This is a genomic window from Nonomuraea sp. NPDC054003 (genome assembly GCF_055585125.1).
Genome location: NZ_JBVJKR010000011.1, coordinates 71,205 through 88,630 on the forward strand (window position 1 = coordinate 71,205; position 17,426 = coordinate 88,630).

A 17,426-nucleotide genomic window follows, 5' to 3' on the forward strand; every position below is an offset into this window, starting at 1 on the left:
TCCGGGCGGTCAGGACGACGTGAGGACGGACAGGAGGTGGGTGACCTCGCGGGTGACGGCGTCTCTGCCGGACTTCACGTACTTGCGGGGGTCGACGACCGCCGCGTCGCGGGTGAGGTGGTCGCGGACGGCGCCGGTGAACGCCTTGTTGAGGTGGGTCGCGATGTTGATCTTCTTCATGCCGTTCCGTACGGCCTCGCGCAGGGTGTCGTCGGGCACCCCCGAGGAGCCGTGCAGGACCAGCGGGACCGGCAGCGCGGCCCGCAGCTCGGCGATGAGCGCCAGGTCGAGCACGGCGTCCTTGGTGGTCATCGCGTGGGAGGTGCCCACGGCCACGGCCAGCGCGTCCACACCGGTCCTGGCCACGTAGTCCGCCGCCTCGTGGGGCTTGGTGCGGGCGCCGGGGGCGTGCACGCCGTCCTTGCCGCCGACCTCGCCCAGCTCGGCCTCCACCCAGACGCCGCGCGCGCGGCACCAGGCGGTCACCTCGGCGGTGGCGGCCACGTTCTCCTCGTCGGGCAGCGCGGAGGCGTCGAACATCACCGAGCCCAGCCCGAGCGCCACCGCCTCCTCGACCAGCGCGCGGTCGGTGGCGTGGTCCAGGTGCACGGCGACCGGCACCGAGGCCGCGCGGGCGACGGCGAGTGCGGCGAGCGCGACGGGCTCCAGCGCGCCGTGGTAGCGCACGCAGTTCTCGCTGATCTGCAGCACCACGGGCACGCCCAGGGCCTCGGCCCCGGCCACGATGGCGGTGGCGTGCTCCAGCTGGATGACGTTGAACGCGCCCACCCCGGCGGGGGACTGGCGGATGACGTCGCCGATTCCGGTGAGGGGCATGACGGGGGCTCCTTCAGACGATCTCGATCAGCGGGTGGACGGCCTCGTACACGCCCGGGTCGAAGGCGCCGGCGACCGGCGCGGCCACCGCGGCGGCGCCCAGCGCGGCCGCCCGGCGCAGCAGCTCGGGCCACGGCCCCGGGGCGACCAGGCCGAGCGCCAGCCCGGCCACCAGCGCGTCGCCGGCCCCGGTGGGGTTGCCGTCGACCGCGTACGGCATGCGGGCGCGGAACGTGCCGTCGGCCGTGACCGCCAGCGCCCCCGACGCGCCCAGCGACACGATCACCGCCCCGGCGCCGCGGTCGCGCAGGGCCTCGGCGCCCTCCTCCGGGCTGCCGTGCGGGACGGCCCTGGCCAGCTCCTCGGCGTTCGGCTTGATGATCGCGGGGCGGCCGTCGGGCGCGTGGCGGAGCGGCTCGCCGTCGGCGTCGACGATCGCGGGCACGCCCCGGTCACGGGCGAAGGCGGCCAGCGTGGCGTACGTGGTGGCGGAAAGCCCCCGCGGCAGGCTGCCCGACAGCACGACGGCCCGCGCCTCGCGCAGCAGCGCCTCGTACGTGCGCAGGAAGTCGGCGAACTCGTCCTCGCCCACCGTCGGCCCCGGCTCGTTGAAGAGCGTGTGCGCGGCGGGCTCGGCGACGACGAGCGTGGTGCGGGTCTCGCCCGCGACGGGCACCAGGGCGTGCGCCAGGCCCGCGGAGTCCAGGTCACGTTCGATGGCCCGGCCGGTGGGGCCGCCGGCCAGGCCGGTGACCAGCACGTCCTGGCCCAGGGCGGCCAGGACGCGGGCCACGTTGACGCCCTTGCCGCCCGCGCGCCGGTGGACCGCGGCGACGCGGTTCACCCCGTCCCAGGAGACCTGTGGCGTCTCGTAGGTGACGTCGAGTGCGGCGTTGAGCGTCACGGTGAGGATCATCAGGGCTCCGCGATCCAGGCGCCGCGCTTCATCACGCCCGCCACCTCCAGGTCGTCGCCGAGCACCACCAGGTCGGCGTCCTTGCCGACGGCGATCGAGCCGGTCCGGCCGGACAGGCCGAGCACGCGGGCGGGGGTCAGCGCCGTCATGCGCGACACCTCCGGCAGCGAGAGGCCCAGCTCGCGGACGGCCCGGCGGAAGGCGGTGTCCATGGTGAGCGTGGAGCCCGCGATGGAGCCGCCCTCGGTCAGCCGGGCCACGCCGTCCACCACCCGCACCCGCATCGGGCCGAGGAGGTACTCGCCGTCGCTCAGCCCGGTCGCCGAGATCGAGTCGGTGATCATCGCCACCCGGTCGGCCCCGGCCACCGCGCAGGCCAGCCGGAGCATGGCCGGGTGCACGTGCACGCCGTCGTTGATCAGCTCGACCGTGACCCGCTCGTCCTGCAGCAGCGCCGCGATCGGGCCGGGGTCGCGGTGACCGAGCTGCGGCATCGCGTTGTAGAGGTGGGTGGCCACGGTGGCGCCCGCCTCGATGCCGGCCAGCGTCCCCTCGTAGTCGGCAGCGCTGTGGCCGAGCGCGGCGACCACGCCTTCGGCGACGGCCATCCGGATCGTGTCGAGCGCGCCCGGCAGCTCGGCCGCGATCGTCAGCATCCGCACGTGCCCGCGCCCGGCCTTGACCAGCGCGGCGAACTCCGCCGGGGACGGCTCGCGCAGCAGCTCGGGGTCGTGCGCGCCGCAGCGCGCCCTGGCGATGTACGGGCCCTCGAAGTGGATGCCGGCCAGCAGGCCCTCGTCGCAGAGCTCGGCCAGCGACGCGGCGGCCGCGGCCAGGCGCTCGGGGGTGTCGGTGACCAGGCTGGCCACCGTCGTGGTGGTGCCGTGGCGCGCGTGCAGGGCCACCGCGTCGCGCGCCTTGTCCTGCTCGCCGGTGGGGAAGGACCCGCCCGCCCCGCCGTGGTTGTGCATGTCGACGAAGCCGGGCACGACGTGCCGCCCGCCCAGGCTGTGGCCGGGACGGGGGGCGGATCCGTGGCCGACATGCGTGATGCGGCCGTCCTCGATGGTCAGCCACCCCTCGTGAACTGCGTCGGGGGTCACGATGCGGGCGTCGGCGAGAGTAAGGCTCATGGAGAAAGGATCACAGATCGGGTGAGGTGGAGGGGCTCGTCGGGGTTGAGCCCGCGGGCGAACGCCCTGGCCACCGACACCCGCTGGGCGCGGACCAGCTCGGCCATCGGGTCCAGGTCGCTCTCGGTGAACGTGCCGCCGGTCGCCTCCACCTGCGCGCGCAGCCCCTCGGGGGCGGTGCCGAGCATCCAGGTGACGCGGCCGGGGCCGGCGATGCTGATCGGGCCGTGGCGGTACTCCATCGCCGGGTAGGCCTCGGTCCACGAGCGGGACGCCTCGCGCATCTTCAGCGCGGCCTCCTGCGCCAGTCCGACGGACCAGCCCGAGCCGAGGAAGGTGACCTGCTCGGCGGTGATCAGCTCGTCGGGCAGCGGCTCGGCCAGGGCCCGCTCGGCGTCGGCGATGACGGGCTCCAGGTCCTCGCCGAGGCTGGCGCGGAGCAGGGCGAGCTGGGTGGTGGCGAACCGGGTCTGCACGACCGAGCGCTCGTCGGCGTGGTCGAGCACGACCACCTGCCCGGCGGCCCGCATGATCGGCGACTCCGGGTCGGCGGTGATGGCCGTGGACGCGGTGTCGAGCCTGGACAGCAGGTCGAGCACTTCGGTGGTGGTGCCGGAGCGGCTCAGCGCCAGCACCCGGTCGTAGCGCCGCCCGGTGGGCGCCTCGGAGGCGGCGAAGGCGTCGGTCTCGCCCTGCCCGGCGCGTTCCCGCAGGGTCGCGTACGCCATCGCGATGAACCAGGAGGTGCCGCAGCCGACGACGGCGACCCGCTCTCCCGGGCGGGGCAGCGCGCCGGCGGGGACGCCGGCGACCGCTCGGCGCCAGCAGTCGGGCTGGGAAGCGATCTCGGCTTCGGTATGGGTGGTCACCGCTACCTCCGTAATGCTTGTTTCTGCATTTTTTATAGCATAAAAGTGCAAAATTGGGCACTGGTGGCTACCGATGCGAGGGTATGCCACGCTTGCCCCCTTGACGGATCTCCGAAGGAGGGTGATCGTGTCCCGATACGACCGGTGGAACGCGATCCTCGAGCTGCTCGCGCAAGAAGGCAGGCTCTCCGTCGAAGACGCGGCCCGCGCGCTCGACGTCTCCACCGCGACCATCCGCCGCGACTTCGACCAGCTCGCCCAGCAGCAGATGCTCATGCGCACGCGGGGAGGCGCGGTCGCCCAGAGCGTCAGCTACGACCTGCCGCTGCGCTACAAGACCGCCCGGCACGCCGACGAGAAGCACCGCATCGCGGCCGCCGCCGCCGAGCTTGTGCGGCCCGGCGCCGTGGTCGGGCTCAACGGCGGCACCACCACCTCCGAGCTGGCCCGCGCGCTGGCCACGCAGGCGACGCTGGAGTCGGGCTTCACGATCGTCACCAACGCGCTCAACATCGCGGCCGAGCTGGTGGTCCGGCAGCACGTGAAGATCGTGGTGACCGGCGGGGTGGCCAGGCCGCAGTCGTACGAGCTGATAGGACCGCTGGCCTCGGGCGTGCTGGAGGAGGTCACGCTCGACATAGCCTTCCTCGGCGTCGACGCGCTCGACGTGGAGCTGGGCGCCTCGGCGCACCACGAGGGCGAGGCGAGCGTCAACCACCTGCTCATCAGCCGGGCGGCGCAGGTCGCCGTGGTGGCGGACTCCTCGAAGCTGGGGAAGCGGGCATTTTCCCGTATCTGCCCCATCGAGGAGATCGACACCCTCGTCACCGACCAGCGGTTGCCCGAAGCCGACGCCGCCCGCTTCGCCGAGGCGGGCGTGAAGGTGATTCGCGCATAACGGGTAGGTATGGACCCAAGTCTCACAACGCAGGGGGAATGCGGATGGCCGCGGGTAAGTGCGTGGCCCGGCTCGGGCCCGTCGAGCGGGGGGCGGCGCTGGCGGCGATGGCGTCGCGCGAGCTGGACGTGGTCGTGGTCGGCGGCGGGGTGGTCGGCGCGGGCATCGCGCTCGACGCCGCCACGCGAGGGCTGGAGGTCGGGCTCGTCGAGGCCCGCGACTTCGCGTCGGGCACCTCCTCGCGCTCGTCCAAGCTGATCCACGGGGGCCTGCGCTATCTCGAACAGCTCAACTTCGACCTGGTCCGCGAGGCGTTGCAGGAACGGGCGCTGCTGCTGCAGCGCATCGCCCCGCACCTGGTCCGGCCGGTGCCCTTCCTGTTCCCGCTGACCCACTTCGGGTGGGAGCGCCCGTACGTGGGAGCGGGCGTGATGCTCTACGACACGCTCGGCTTCGCCTCCGGGCTCACCAGGGGCGTGCCGGGGCACCGCCACCTGTCCAGGAAGCGGGCGCTGCGGCTGGCCCCGGCGCTGCGGAAGTCCGCCTTCACCGGCGCCGTGCAGTACTGGGACGCGCAGGTCGACGACGCCCGCTACGTGATGACGCTGCTGCGCACCGCCGCCACCTACGGCGCCCACGTGGCGCCGCGCGCCCAGGCGGTCGGGTTCCTGCGCGAGGGGGAGCGGGTCACCGGCGTGCGGGTGCGCGACCTGGAGTCCGGCGACGAGCTGGACGTGCGCGCGCAGCAGGTGGTCAACGCCACCGGCGTCTGGACCGACGACATCCAGGAGCTCGTCGGCGGGCGCGGCCAGATCCACGTGCGCGCCTCCAAGGGCATCCACCTGCTGGTGCCGCGCGACCGCATCCACTCGCGCACCGGGCTCATCCTCCGTACGGAGAAGTCCGTGCTGTTCGTCATCCCGTGGGGCCGCCACTGGATCATCGGCACCACCGACACCGAGTGGACCCTGACCAAGGCGCACCCCGCCGCGTCCCGTGCCGACATCGACTACCTGCTCGACCACGTCAACGAGGTGCTGTCGGTGCCGTTGACCAGGGACGACGTGGAGGGCGTCTACGCGGGACTGCGGCCGCTGCTGTCCGGCGAGTCGGACCAGACGTCCAAGCTGTCGCGCGAGCACGTGGTCGCGCACCCGGTGCCGGGCCTGGTGATGACCGCGGGCGGCAAGTACACCACCTACCGGGTGATGGCCAAGGACGCCGTCGACGCCGTCGCCCACGGGCTCGACCAGCGGGTGCCGCCCTCGTGCACCGACCGCATCGCGCTGGCCGGGGCGGAGGGCTACCAGGCGCTGTGGAACTCGCGTCACCGGATCGCGTACGACTCCGGCCTGCACGTGGCCAGGATCGAGCACCTGCTGCAGCGGTACGGCTCGATGATCGACGAGGTGCTGGCGCTGATCGAGGCCGACCCGTCGCTGGGCAAACCGCTGCACGGGGCCGACGACTACCTGCGGGCCGAGATCGTCTACGCCGCCACCCACGAGGGCGCCCGCCACCTGAACGACGTGCTGACCAGGCGCACGCACATCTCCATCGAGACCTTCCACCGCGGCACGGCCGTCGCCCAGGAGGCGGCCGAACTACTCGCCGGCCCGCTGGGCTGGGACGACGAGCAGGTCAAGCGCGAGGTCGAGTACTACACCAAGCGCATCGAGGCCGAGCGCCTGTCGCAGGAGCAGGACACCGACCAGGAGGCCGACGCCATCAGGCTCGGCGCCCCCGAGATCGTGCCGGTCGAGCCCTCGTCATGAGGTGAGCGGGATCCACGCCTGCTTCGCGAGCGTGGCCAGGTCGTTGACCTGCGCGCCCTCGTACGAGAACGTCCAGATCGCGTCGCCGATCACCATCGAGCGCTGGATGCCGGGCTGGTAGGCGAGGCCCTGCTCGGTGCGGCTCGGGTGCTGGATCGTGCCCGTCCTGGTCACCTCGGAGTCGGTGATCTTCAGTACGGTCGCGCCGGTCTCGAACGTGCCGTCGGCGTGGCTGCTGAGGGGGATGACCGCGGTGCCGGTCTTCGGCCAGTAGAGGAACGCGTGCGGGTCCCACTCGGCCTCGGAGCCGGAGTCCTTCTGGAACAGCTGCGAGAGCCTGCGCGGGTTCGCCGGGTCGGCGACGTCGAACAGGGAGATCTGCGTGCCGAGCGTCCGGCCCTCCGTGCTGGCCTCCTGCCCGACGCCGATCAGCCGCCCGTCGCCCGCCGGGTGCAGGTACGCCGAGTAGCCGGTGATCTTCAGCTCGCCGGTGACCTTCGGGGCGGCCGGGTCGCGCAGGTCCAGCGTGTAGAGCGGGTCCACCTGGCGGAACGTGACGACGTAGCCGACCGGGCCGATGAACCGGACCGAGTAGATCCGCTCGCCCTTGCCCAGCCCGCCGACCTGGCCGACGGTCTTCATGCCGGCGGCGTCGAGCACGTGCACGCTGCTGGAGCTGCTCCTGCCGTCGGCGGAGCCGAGCGTGGTGGCGACGCGCAGGTGGCCGTCGTGCTCCGACAGCGAGTACTGGTTCAGCAGCCGCCCCGGCACCTTGCCGGAGGCCGCGTACGAGGGCGCGCCCGGCCCCGAGACGTCGAACCGGTGCACCTCGGTCTCCTCGGGCGGCGGCCCTCCAGGGGTGGGCTCGTCCGGTGAGGGCTCGGTCGCCGGGGCCTGCTCGACGTCCACCGGCTGGACCGGCCACCACCAGCGCGGGTTGCTCGCCACGTACAGGCTCTGGCCGGTGCCGTAGACGATGTCGCCGTCGGCGGCCAGCGCGATCGGGTCCGACCCGGCGGCGGTGACGCCCTGGGCCAGGTCGAGCGTGTGCAGGGTGAGCATCGAGGTGCCGGTGTACTCGGCCGGGTGGCTGACCCGCTCGCACGGCACCGTGGCCTTCCTGACGGCGCCCGACGCGTCGGTGATCTCGATCTCGGGCAGCCAGGCGGTCAGCGGGGCGCCGCGGACCACGGCCTGGTTCATGGCCTTGCGCTCGGCCTCGCCGACGTTCTCCTTGGCCTCGGGGAAGGCGATGGCGGGCTGGCCGCGGGTGACGAGCCGGACCGTTGAGCCGACCATGCGGGCGTCCACGTGGGCGCCCTCGGGCTTGATCGAACCGATCACCTTCGGCTCGCCCGCGAGGTCGACGAGCACGTACCGGGTCTGGCCCGGCGGCGCGAACCCGTCGGCGATCCGGGTGGTGGCCATGCCGCCGCCCTGGAGCAGCACCAGCGCCCGGTCACCGGAGACGAGCAGGTCGGCGGGGGAGTAGCCGCCGTCGTCGCCCTTCAGGTCGAGCGAGCCGGTGACCTTCCTGGTGGCGGTGTCGATGACCCGGAGGACGCCGCCGCTGACGGTGAAGACGCGGTCGCCGTCGGTCTTGACCAGGTCGGGCTCGTCCACGCCGGCCTCGTGCACGTTCGTGGTGGAGTGGTCGGGGGTCGCCTTGGCCGTGCTGTCCCTGGCCGCCGTCGCGTCCTCCATGTACATGATCTGCGGGCCGCCGAAGCCCCACGGGCCCACGTTCGCGGCCGCCTTGTCGCGCAACCCGGCCAGCAGCTCGTCGCAGTCGCTGTAGGAGACCAGGCGGACTTGCCCGAGCGGGGTGCTGGGCACCTTGTCAGGAGGTGCCGAGGTGCAGGCGGCGAGAGCCGCCACGAGCGCGGCGGCAGCCGCGATCGGCCGGGTGAGCGTCTTCATGCCCTCACAACGGATCAGCCCGGCGGCCGGTTCAAGGGTGAAGATCGGCTCTCCGCGGTGCGCCGACGTCCGTTGCCGATAACTACCGGTCGGTAGCCAACCCGAATATCCTTCTGGCATGCACGTCACCACCGGCAGAACCCGGCAGATCATCGCTCCGTTCACCGGCGAACCCCTCGCCGAACTCCCCCTGGCCGGCGCGGAAGATGTGCGCGAGGCGTACCGCAGAGCGCGGGCGGCGCAGGAGGAGTGGGCGGCCAGGCCCGCGCAGGAGCGGGTGAAGCCGTTCCTGCGGCTGCACGACGTGATCCTGGACCGGCGCGAGGAGATCCTCGACCTGCTCCAGGACGAGACGGGCAAGGCCCGTTCGCACGCCTTCGAGGAGGTGCTCGACGTCGCGGGCTGCGTGCTCTACTACGCCCGCCGGGCGCCCGGGCTGCTCGCCCCGCAGGGGCGCAAGGGCGTGTTCCCGATCGCCACCCGGGTGAGCGAGCTGCGCCGGCCCAAGGGCGTGGTCGCGCTCATCTCGCCGTGGAACTACCCGCTGTCGCTGGGCGTCACCGACGCCGTGCCCGCGCTGCTGGCCGGCAACGCGGTGGTGCACAAGCCCGACACCCAGACCACGCTGTCCACCCGGTGGGCCGTCGACCTGCTGGTGGAGCTCGGCATGCCGCGCGACCTCTGGCAGGTCGTGCCCGGCGAGCCTGACGAGATCGGCGAGGCGCTGCTCGACGGCGCCGACTACGTGGCCTTCACCGGCTCCACCCGCACCGGCAGGAAGATCGCCGAGGAGGCGGCCAAGCGGCTCGTCGGCTGCTCGCTGGAGCTCGGCGGCAAGAACCCGATGCTGGTGCTCGACGACGCCGACCTGGACCTGGCCGTGCAGGGCGCGATCCGCGCGTGCTTCGCCAACGCGGGCCAGCTGTGCGTCTCGATCGAGCGGCTGTACGTGCACACGTCGCTGTTCGAGGCGTTCGCCGACCGCTTCGCCCGCCAGGTGCGCAACATGAAGCTCGCCCCCGGCCGCGACTGGTCGGTCCAGATGGGCTCGCTGACCCACCGCCACCAGCTGGAGACCGTCACCCGGCACGTCAACGACGCCGTGGCCCGCGGCGCGACCGTGCTCGCCGGCGGGAAGGCCAGGCCGGACCTCGGGCCGCTGTTCTACGAACCGACCGTGCTGACCGGGGTCACCGACGACATGGAGCTCTGCCGCGACGAGACGTTCGGCCCGGTGGTGTCGCTCTACCCGTTCGCCTCCGACGACGAGGCGGTCGAGCTGGCCAACGACACGGCCTACGGCCTGAACGCCTCCATCTGGACCTCCGACACCTCCCGCGGCCGCGCGCTCGCCGCCCGGATCAAGACCGGCACGGTCAACATCAACGAGGGGTACGGCGCCGCGTACGCCTCCTACGACGCCCCGATGGGCGGCATGAAGGCGTCCGGCCTGGGCCGCAGGCACGGCACGGAGGGCCTGCTGCGCTACACCGAGTCGCAGACCGTGGCTTCCCAGGCGTCCTGGCTGCGCATCGAGCCGCCGTTCGACCTGGCCCAGGAGACGTGGGCGGACGTGCTGACCACCACGCTCAAGGTGATGAAGTGGCTGAGGGTCAAGTGAGCGGGTTCGACGTCGTCGTCATCGGCTCCGGGTTCGGCGGCGGCGTCTCGGCGCTCCGGCTGGCCGAGAAGGGTTACCGGGTCGCGGTGCTGGAGGCGGGGCGGCGCTTCGACCGGTCCTCGCTGCCCGCGACCTCCTGGCGGTTGCGCGACTTCCTGTGGGCGCCGTGGCTGGGGATGAAGGGCATCCAGCGCATCCACCTGCTCCGCGGTGAGAAGGGCACCGGCGTGATGGTGCTCGCCGGAGCGGGCGTGGGCGGCGGGTCGCTGGTGTACGCCAACACGCTGTACGAGCCGCTCGACCCGTTCTACCGCGACCCGCAGTGGGCCTCGATCACCGACTGGAAGGCCGAGCTGGCGCCCTACTACGACCAGGCCAAGCGGATGCTCGGGGTGACGCCCAACCCCGCGCACACCCCGGCTGACGCGGTGATGCTGAAGATCGCCGATCGGATGGGCGTGGGCGGCACGTTCCGCCCGGCCCCCGTCGGCGTCTACTTCGGGCCCGACGGCGCCGACCCGTACTTCGGCGGCGCGGGCCCCGAACGGCGCGGCTGCGTCCAGTGCGGCGAGTGCATGACCGGCTGCCGCCACGGCGCCAAGAACACGCTCACCGAGAACTACCTCTACCTGGCCGAGCGGTCCGGCGCCCAGGTCTACGCCGAGTGCACGGTCACCTCGGTGCGCCCGCTGCCGTCCGGCGGCTACGAGGTGCTGGCCCGGCGGACCGGCTCGGCCAGGCGGCGCCGGGTCTTCACCGCCCGGCAGGTGATCTTCGCGGCCGGGGCCTGGGGCACGCAACGACTGCTGCACCGGCTGCGCGACGACGGCACGCTGCCCCGGATCTCGCCCCGGCTGGGCACGCTCACCCGTACCAACTCCGAGGCGCTGCTCGGCTTCGAGCGGCCGTCGCGCGGCGGCGAGAAGCTCAACGCCGGGGTGGCGATCACCTCGTCCTTCCACCCGGACGCCGAGACGCACATCGAGCCGGTCCGCTACGGCGACGGCTCCAACGCGATGGGCCTGCTGCGCACGCTGCTGATCGACGGCGGCCAGAACCGGTGGAAGGCGTTCGCCCGCGAGGCCGCCCGCCGTCCGCTGCGCGCGCTCGGGCTGCTCGACCTGCGCGGCTGGTCCGAGCGGTCGCTGATCGCGCTGGTCATGCAGGCCAAGGACAACTCGATCACGGTACGGCGCGGCCGGTTCGGGCTGCGTTCCACCCGGGGGCACGGCGAGCCGAACCCCACCTGGATCCCGGCGGGCCACGAGGCGGTGCGGATCGGGGCCGAGGAGGTCGGCGGCGAGCCGCGCGGGTCGTGGCTGGACCTGTTCGACATCCCCGCGACCGCCCACTTCCTCGGCGGCTGCGCGATCGGCGCCTCGCCGGGGGAAGGCGTGATCGACCCGTACCACCGGCTCTACGGGTACGAGGGCCTGCACGTCGTGGACGGGTCCTCCGTCGCCGCCAACCTGGGCGTGAACCCGTCGCTGACCATCACCGCGCTGGCCGAGCGGGCCATGGCGCTCTGGCCGAACGCGGGCGAGCCCGACGCCCGCCCGCCGCTCGGCACGGCCTACCGGCCCCTGCCCCCGATCCCCCCGCGCTCCCCAGCGGTCCCCGCCACGGCCCCCGCCGCGCTCCGGCTGATCACCCGCTGACCGCCTCGATCTCGTCCAGGAGCGCCGTCAGCGTGGCGTCGTCCGTGGCCGGGGCCATCACCGTGATCCGCAGGTGGCGGACCCCGGCCAGTTCGGTCGAGGTGAGGTAGAAGGTGCCGTCGCGCATCAGCCGTTCGCGGATCGCGACCTGGTCGCCGTCGCCGTGGCGGAAGCACACGATGTTGCTCTCCGGCTCGTACGGCACCGTGAACCCGGGGCGTTCGCGGGCCAGCTCCCAGAACCGGTGGGCGGTGTCGTACCGGGAGGCCACGTAGTCGCCGAGGCCGCGCTCGCCGCGCCAGGCCAGGTTCATGAACACTTTCAGCCCCAGCTCGGCCTTGGTGCACTCGACCGTACGGGCGATCTGGTCGAAGCCCTGGTCGCCGTAGAACAGGTAGCTGGCCTCCTGCTTGAAGGCCGCGTCCAGGTCGCTCTCCCTGCGCACCAGCACCGCCGCCGACAGGGCCGAGGTGCGCAGCATCTTGTGCGCGTCCCAGATCACCGAGTCGGCCAGCCCGATGCCGTCGAGCAGGTGGGCGTGCCGGTCCGACAGCAGGGCCGAGGCGCCGTGCGCGCCGTCGACGTGGAACCAGACCTCGCGCTCGCGGCACCACTCGCCGATCGCCCGCAGGTCGTCGTACAGTCCGGTGCCGGTGGCGCAGGCCGCCGCGACCAGCGCCATCACCCGCTTGCCCGAGATGTCCGGCAGTCTGGCCGGGTCGATCCGGCCCAGTTCGTCCGTCTCCAGCGGCACCACCGCGCGCTGCCCGAGCCCGAGTATCGAGACCGCGCGGGAGATCGAGTAGTGCGCCGACGGCGAGGCCAGGATCACCAGGTCGCCCGGCACGCCCTCCTCCCACGCCTCCGGCGCCACCCGGGCCCTGACCGCCAGCATCGCCGTCAGGTTGGCCAGCGAGCCGCCGTGCGTCAGCACGCCGCCGCCGGCCGGGAAGCCCACCTTGTCCAGCATCCAGCGCAGGACCTCGAACTCGACCGTGGCCGCCGAGGCGCCCATCTCGTAGATGTTCATCGGGTTGTTGATCGCGCCGTGCACGAGGTCGGCCAGCGCGGCGGGGAAGTCGGGGGAGGCGGTCTGGTGGGCCAGGAACGCCGGGTGGTGCAGCCGCGTGCTCTCGGCGAGGAAGGCGCGCAGGAAGCCGCGGTACGACGCGGGGGTCATGCCGCCCTTGACGATCAGCTCACGCAGGCCCAGCCGGTCCGCCAGCTCGCGCGGCGGCGTGCGCCTGAGCACGGGGGCCTCGCCCCGCTGGCTCTCCGCCACGTAGGCGGACAGCTCCTCGACCGTGATGCCGGCCGACTCGGTGAACTCCTCAACGTTCCACATATCTCGAAATAGTGAGGACATCGTCGGCTTGCGGCTAGTGTTGCCGAATTGGAGGGCAATTTCCATGCATAACGCCGAACTGGATTCGATCGACCTGGCCATCCTGGCGGCACTGCAGCGCGACGCCCGGCTGCCGAACAAGGATCTCGCCGAGCGGCTCGGCGTCGCGCCCTCCACCGCGCTCGAACGGGTGCGCGCGCTGCGGCGGCGCGGGATCATCACCGGCTTCCGCGCCTCGGTCGACATCGCCAAGCTGGGCCGGCCGCTGCAGGCGCTGCTCGCGCTGCGGGTACGGCCGCACACCAGCCAGCTCGTCGACCCGCTGCGGAGCTTCGTGCTGTCGCTGCCCGAGACGATCACGCTCTTCCACGTGGCCGGCGCCGAGGACTTCCTGGTGCACGTGGCCGTGGCCGACGCCGAGCACCTGCACCGGCTCTGCCTGGAGAGGTTCCTGGTACGGCCCGAGATCGTGCACCTGCAGACCACCTTGATCTTCAAGAGTGAGGATCAACCCGTCCAGCGGCCCTCCGAAATGTGAAAATATCCGCCCATGGCCTTGCGGATCACCACCCTCTCCGAGCGCCCCGAGTTCATCCCCACCCTGTGGGACATGGACCACTCCTGGCCGGAGTTCATGATGAAGGACCCGATCGCCGACTTCTTCTACGCGGTCGCCGACACGGCCTACACCGACTACGTCCTGGTCGCCGACGACGACGCCGAGCCGGGCCGGCTGGCCGCCCGGGGCTGCACGATGCCGTTCACGCTCAAGGACGGCGAGCTGCCCGACGACGGCTGGGACGGCGTCATCAGGCGCGCCTGGCTGGCCCGCGAGCGCGGCGAGCGCCCCGGCCGGATCTCCGCCCTGGAGATCACCGTCCGCCGCGACCTGCTCGGCAAGGGCGTCTCGCCGCTCATGGTGGCCGCCATGCGCGCCAACGCCGCCCGCCTCGGCTTCGGCGAGCTGGTAGCGCCGGTCCGCCCCAACCACAAGCACCTGGAGCCTCACACCCCCATGGCGGAGTACGCCTTCCGCACCCGCCCCGACGGCCTGCCGCACGACCCGTGGCTGCGCGTCCACGTACGGGCGGGCGGCGAGATCGTCAAGGTGGCGCCGCGCTCGATGACGATCGCCGGCACGCTCGCCGAGTGGCGCGGGTGGACCGGCCTGCCGTTCGACCGGCCGGGCCCGGCGGAGGTGCCGGGCGCGCTCAACCCCGTCCACGTCGAACCCGGCCACGATCACGCCGTCTACGTCGAGCCCAACGTCTGGGTCAGCCACCCACTCGGCCGCTAGCGTTTCCGGCATGACGGAACTTCAGCCCAGATTGCGGGCCATCACCGACCTGATGGTCCCGGAAGCACGCGAGTCAGGCGGACGGCACGAGTACGACGGCGCCATCCAGGACCTGTCTCCCGAGGGCGTGCGCGCCGGCCTGACCCGGCTCGGCGACGGCGACCTGCCGGAAGACCCCCACGACGCCCGCCACCTCCAGGTCTTCGAGGAGGGCCTGCGTTTCGAGCTCGGCGAGCTCGCGCTGCACCGCAAGAACCCGCTGCTCCACCTGTCCAACCTGGACCTCGCCTGCTACGACCGCGACTACGGCCCCGAGGAGCAGCGCGCCGCCGCCAAGGCCGCCCACCTGGCGCTCTGGCCGGAAGCGGTACGGCACGCGACCGCCTCGCTCGACCAGGTCAGCGCCCCCGTGGCGCAGTCCCTGCTCGGCGCGGTCAAGGGCCTGGCCGCAGGCGTCACCGACCAGGCCGCTCTGGAGGCGCACGCCCGCCTGGTCGCCCACGTCGAGCGGGCGGCGGAGACCGGCGACCCGGACGCCGCGCTCGGCGCGGACGCCCTGGCCCGGCTCATGGGCACCGTCGAGGGCCTGGACGTCGACCTGGGCAGGCTGGCCGAGCGCGCCGACGCCGAGCGCGACCGCCTGACGGCCCGCCTCGCCGACGCCTGCGACCGGCTCGGCCAGGGCGGCAGGCCGCCGCTGGACGTGGTCCGCGAGCTGGTCAAGCAGCACCCCGACGCCGACGGCGTGATCGAGGCGGCCAGGATCGGCACCGAGAAGGCCATCGCGTTCACCCGCGAGAAGGACCTGGTGCCCTACCACGACGGCACGTGCCTGGTCGGCCTCGCCCCCGAGTCACGCCGCTGGGCGATGGCGATGATGTCGTGGAACGCCCCCGGCGAACCCGAAGGCCCGTCCTGGTACCACATCACCCCGCCCGACCCGTCCTGGCCGAGACAGGACGTCGACGAGTGGCTGGAGGTCTTCAGCGAGACCACGCTGCCCGCCATCAACGTGCACGAGGTCGCGCCCGGCCACTTCTCCCACGGCCTGGCCCTGCGCCGGGCGCCGTCGGACGTGCGGCGGCTGCTGCAGTCGTTCTCGTTCGCCGAGGGCTGGGCGCACTACGCCGAGGAGCTCTGCGTCGAGGAGGGGTTCGAGGCGGACGACCCGCGCTTCGAGATCGGCGTCTGGGTGGAGGCGCTCATCCGCGTCACCCGGCTGGCCTGCGCGATCGGCGTGCACACCGGCGCGATGACCGTCGAGGACGCGGCCGCCCGCTTCGCCTCCCACACCCACCTGGCGGGCCCCGCCGCGATGGCCGAGGCCAGGCGGGCCACCTTCGATCCCACGTACGGCCGCTACACCTGGGGCAAGCTGATCATCATGGATCTGCGCGAGCAGGCCAGGCAGGCGTGGGGCGCGGGCTTCACCCTCCAGCGCTTCCACAAGGTCCTGCTCGACCTCGGGTCGCCGCCGCTCGGTCTGCTGTCGATAGACTGAGTGCACCGCATTCGCCTTTGGGGGGTTCCTTCGGTGTCTGAGTTCGACACGGTCCTGGTGGTCGATTTCGGCGCGCAGTACGCGCAGCTCATCGCCAGGCGGGTGCGCGAGTGCCACGTCTACTCCGAGATCGTCCCGTCGACCATGACGGTCGAGGAGATGATGGCGAAGAACCCCAAGGCGATCATCCTGTCCGGCGGTCCCTCGTCCGTCTACGCCGACAACGCCCCCGACGTGCCCCACGGCCTCTTCGAGACCGGGGTGCCCACGTTCGGCATCTGCTACGGCTTCCAGGCGATGGCGAGGGCGCTGGGCGGCGAGGTGGCCCGCACGGGCGTCGCCGAGTACGGCGGCACCTCCCTGGAGGTCCTCGACGAGGGCGTGATCTTCGCGGGCCTCCCGTCGGCCCAGAAGGTCTGGATGTCCCACGGCGACAGCGTCGCCGCCGCCCCCGAGGGCTTCCTGGTGACCGCCTCGACCCGCGAGACCCCGGTCGCCGCCTTCGAGCACCCCGAGCGCGGCCTCTACGGCGTGCAGTTCCACCCCGAGGTCCTCCACAGCGAGCACGGCCAGCAGGTGCTCAAGCACTTCCTGGAAGCGGCCGGCTGCCGCCCCAGCTGGACCATGCTCAACATCGTCGAGGAGTCCGTCGAGGCGGTCCGCCGCCAGGTCGGCGACGGCCGCGCCATCTGCGCCCTGTCCGGCGGCGTCGACTCCGCGGTGGCCGCGGCCATCGTCCAGCGCGCCATCGGCGACCGGCTCACCTGCGTCTTCGTCGACCACGGGCTGCTGCGCAAGGGGGAGGCGGAGCAGGTTGAGCGTGACTTCGTCGCCGCCACCGGGGTGCGGTTGCGGGTGGTCGACGCCTCGGACCGTTTCCTGAAGGCTCTCGAAGGGGTCTCCGACCCGGAGGAGAAGCGGAAGATCATCGGCCGGGAGTTCATCCGGGTCTTCGAGGACGAGCAGCGCGCCATCATGGCCGACGGCCCGGTGGACTTCCTGGTGCAGGGGACGCTCTATCCGGACGTGGTGGAGTCCGGCGGGGGCACGGGCACGGCCAACATCAAGTCCCACCACAACGTGGGCGGGCTCCCTGAGGACCTGCAGTTCAAGCTGGTGGAGCCGCTGCGCACGCTCTTCAAGGACGAGGTGCGGCGGGCCGGCGAGGAGCTCGGGCTGCCGTCGGCGATGGTGTGGCGCCAGCCGTTCCCTGGGCCGGGTCTCGGGATCCGGATCGTGGGCGAGGTCACGCGCGAGCGTCTCGACCTGCTGCGTGAAGCCGATGCGATTGCTCGTGAGGAGCTGTCGCGGGCGGGGCTCGACCGGGAGATCTGGCAGTGCCCGGTGGTGCTGCTCGCCGACGTGCGGTCTGTGGGGGTGCAGGGGGATGGTCGTACGTACGGGCATCCGGTGGTGCTGCGGCCGGTGACGTCCGAGGACGCGATGACGGCTGACTGGTCGCGGGTGCCTTATGACGTGCTGTCGCGTATCTCCACGCGGATCACGAACGAGGTGCGCGAGGTCAACCGGGTGGTGCTGGACGTCACCAGCAAGCCCCCGGGCACCATCGAGTGGGAGTGACGGGTCACCTCCGACGGCCGCCATCGGTCAACCCGCGACGGGCGCACGCTGCTCAAACTAAGAGGAAGTTGTAGT

Annotated in this window: 14 protein-coding genes; 8 read left to right on the plus strand and 6 right to left on the minus strand. The window is 72.6% G+C overall.

All coding sequences use genetic code 11. The annotated features are described in order from the left end of the window. Nucleotides 1-9 precede the first annotated feature (9 nt). From ACZ6YG_RS27860 to ACZ6YG_RS27875, 4 genes are read right to left on the minus strand one after another with little or no spacing between them, the layout of a single operon-like run. Nucleotides 10-837: a class II fructose-bisphosphate aldolase gene (locus tag ACZ6YG_RS27860; protein WP_219545128.1), complete on the minus strand. Its 828-nt coding sequence runs from the start codon at nucleotides 835-837 to the stop codon at nucleotides 10-12. 13 nt (nucleotides 838-850) lie between these two features. Beyond that, on the minus strand, nucleotides 851-1,753 hold the full coding sequence (locus ACZ6YG_RS27865) for a 1-phosphofructokinase family hexose kinase (protein WP_466019607.1): 903 nt from the start codon (nucleotides 1,751-1,753) through the stop codon (nucleotides 851-853). After that, nucleotides 1,753-2,886, minus strand: a complete 1,134-nt coding sequence (gene nagA / locus ACZ6YG_RS27870; RefSeq protein ID WP_466019608.1) for an N-acetylglucosamine-6-phosphate deacetylase — start codon at nucleotides 2,884-2,886, stop codon at nucleotides 1,753-1,755. The genes ACZ6YG_RS27865 and nagA overlap by 1 nt, the downstream gene beginning before the upstream one ends. Further along, nucleotides 2,883-3,755 carry an SIS domain-containing protein gene (locus ACZ6YG_RS27875; protein WP_466019609.1) on the minus strand — a complete coding sequence of 291 codons (873 nt, stop codon included), beginning with the start codon at nucleotides 3,753-3,755 and terminating at the stop codon, nucleotides 2,883-2,885. The genes nagA and ACZ6YG_RS27875 overlap by 4 nt, the downstream gene beginning before the upstream one ends. 127 nt (nucleotides 3,756-3,882) lie before the next feature. Here ACZ6YG_RS27875 and ACZ6YG_RS27880 point away from each other — a divergent pair, with 127 nt between their 5' ends. Together ACZ6YG_RS27880 and ACZ6YG_RS27885 are read left to right on the plus strand one after the other, a co-directional pair. Continuing rightward, complete coding sequence (locus ACZ6YG_RS27880; protein ID WP_148036845.1) at nucleotides 3,883-4,653, plus strand: DeoR/GlpR family DNA-binding transcription regulator; 771 nt, start codon at nucleotides 3,883-3,885, stop codon at nucleotides 4,651-4,653. Between the two features lie 44 nt (nucleotides 4,654-4,697). Continuing rightward, nucleotides 4,698-6,428, plus strand: coding sequence for a glycerol-3-phosphate dehydrogenase/oxidase (locus ACZ6YG_RS27885; RefSeq protein WP_466019610.1), 1,731 nt, complete (start codon nucleotides 4,698-4,700; stop codon nucleotides 6,426-6,428). Here ACZ6YG_RS27885 and ACZ6YG_RS27890 read toward each other — a convergent pair. After that, nucleotides 6,423-8,348, minus strand: a complete 1,926-nt coding sequence (locus ACZ6YG_RS27890; RefSeq protein ID WP_466019611.1) for a beta-propeller domain-containing protein — start codon at nucleotides 8,346-8,348, stop codon at nucleotides 6,423-6,425. The two genes, ACZ6YG_RS27885 and ACZ6YG_RS27890, sit on opposite strands and share 6 nt — an antisense overlap. A 118-nt stretch (nucleotides 8,349-8,466) precedes the next feature. Here ACZ6YG_RS27890 and ACZ6YG_RS27895 point away from each other — a divergent pair, with 118 nt between their 5' ends. Together ACZ6YG_RS27895 and ACZ6YG_RS27900 are read left to right on the plus strand one after the other, a co-directional pair. Then, a complete protein-coding gene (locus ACZ6YG_RS27895; protein ID WP_466019612.1) occupies nucleotides 8,467-9,969 on the plus strand; it encodes a succinic semialdehyde dehydrogenase in 1,503 nt (500 codons plus the stop codon). Next, the gene (locus ACZ6YG_RS27900; RefSeq protein ID WP_466019613.1) at nucleotides 9,951-11,627 is read left to right on the plus strand and encodes an FAD-dependent oxidoreductase; all 1,677 of its coding nucleotides are present in this window, start codon (nucleotides 9,951-9,953) and stop codon (nucleotides 11,625-11,627) included. Before ACZ6YG_RS27895 ends, ACZ6YG_RS27900 begins: the two co-directional genes overlap by 19 nt. Here ACZ6YG_RS27900 and ACZ6YG_RS27905 read toward each other — a convergent pair. Further along, nucleotides 11,617-12,972, minus strand: a complete 1,356-nt coding sequence (locus tag ACZ6YG_RS27905) for a pyridoxal phosphate-dependent decarboxylase family protein (RefSeq protein ID WP_466019614.1) — start codon at nucleotides 12,970-12,972, stop codon at nucleotides 11,617-11,619. The two genes, ACZ6YG_RS27900 and ACZ6YG_RS27905, sit on opposite strands and share 11 nt — an antisense overlap. 64 nt (nucleotides 12,973-13,036) lie before the next feature. Between ACZ6YG_RS27905 and ACZ6YG_RS27910 the strand changes: the two genes are divergently transcribed. Genes ACZ6YG_RS27910 through guaA form a run of 4 tightly spaced genes read left to right on the plus strand, consistent with a single transcriptional unit; the run spans nucleotide 13,037 to nucleotide 17,351 of the window. Continuing rightward, on the plus strand, nucleotides 13,037-13,510 hold the full coding sequence (locus tag ACZ6YG_RS27910) for an Lrp/AsnC family transcriptional regulator (RefSeq protein WP_148036850.1): 474 nt from the start codon (nucleotides 13,037-13,039) through the stop codon (nucleotides 13,508-13,510). 12 nt (nucleotides 13,511-13,522) lie between these two features. Then, entirely contained in the window at nucleotides 13,523-14,269 is a 747-nt protein-coding gene (locus ACZ6YG_RS27915; RefSeq protein ID WP_466019615.1) for an N-acetyltransferase, read from the plus strand. A gap of 10 nt (nucleotides 14,270-14,279) precedes the next feature. Further along, complete coding sequence (locus ACZ6YG_RS27920) at nucleotides 14,280-15,770, plus strand: DUF885 family protein (RefSeq protein WP_466019616.1); 1,491 nt, start codon at nucleotides 14,280-14,282, stop codon at nucleotides 15,768-15,770. Between the two features lie 9 nt (nucleotides 15,771-15,779). Beyond that, nucleotides 15,780-17,351, plus strand: coding sequence for a glutamine-hydrolyzing GMP synthase (gene guaA / locus ACZ6YG_RS27925; RefSeq protein ID WP_396991028.1), 1,572 nt, complete (start codon nucleotides 15,780-15,782; stop codon nucleotides 17,349-17,351). Nucleotides 17,352-17,426: the final 75 nt, after the last annotated feature.

What these genes read in the sequence shown, in the direction of transcription:
- ACZ6YG_RS27860 (WP_219545128.1), bottom strand. Translation starts at nt 837, where the DNA reads ATGCCCCTCACCGGAATCGGCGACGTCATCCGCCAGTCCCCCGCCGGG.
- ACZ6YG_RS27865 (WP_466019607.1), bottom strand. Translation starts at nt 1,753, where the DNA reads ATGATCCTCACCGTGACGCTCAACGCCGCACTCGACGTCACCTACGAG.
- nagA (WP_466019608.1), bottom strand. Translation starts at nt 2,886, where the DNA reads ATGAGCCTTACTCTCGCCGACGCCCGCATCGTGACCCCCGACGCAGTT.
- ACZ6YG_RS27885 (WP_466019610.1), top strand. Translation starts at nt 4,698, where the DNA reads ATGGCCGCGGGTAAGTGCGTGGCCCGGCTCGGGCCCGTCGAGCGGGGG.
- ACZ6YG_RS27890 (WP_466019611.1), bottom strand. Translation starts at nt 8,348, where the DNA reads ATGAAGACGCTCACCCGGCCGATCGCGGCTGCCGCCGCGCTCGTGGCG.
- ACZ6YG_RS27895 (WP_466019612.1), top strand. Translation starts at nt 8,467, where the DNA reads ATGCACGTCACCACCGGCAGAACCCGGCAGATCATCGCTCCGTTCACC.
- ACZ6YG_RS27905 (WP_466019614.1), bottom strand. Translation starts at nt 12,972, where the DNA reads ATGTGGAACGTTGAGGAGTTCACCGAGTCGGCCGGCATCACGGTCGAG.
- ACZ6YG_RS27910 (WP_148036850.1), top strand. Translation starts at nt 13,037, where the DNA reads ATGCATAACGCCGAACTGGATTCGATCGACCTGGCCATCCTGGCGGCA.
- ACZ6YG_RS27915 (WP_466019615.1), top strand. Translation starts at nt 13,523, where the DNA reads ATGGCCTTGCGGATCACCACCCTCTCCGAGCGCCCCGAGTTCATCCCC.
- ACZ6YG_RS27920 (WP_466019616.1), top strand. Translation starts at nt 14,280, where the DNA reads ATGACGGAACTTCAGCCCAGATTGCGGGCCATCACCGACCTGATGGTC.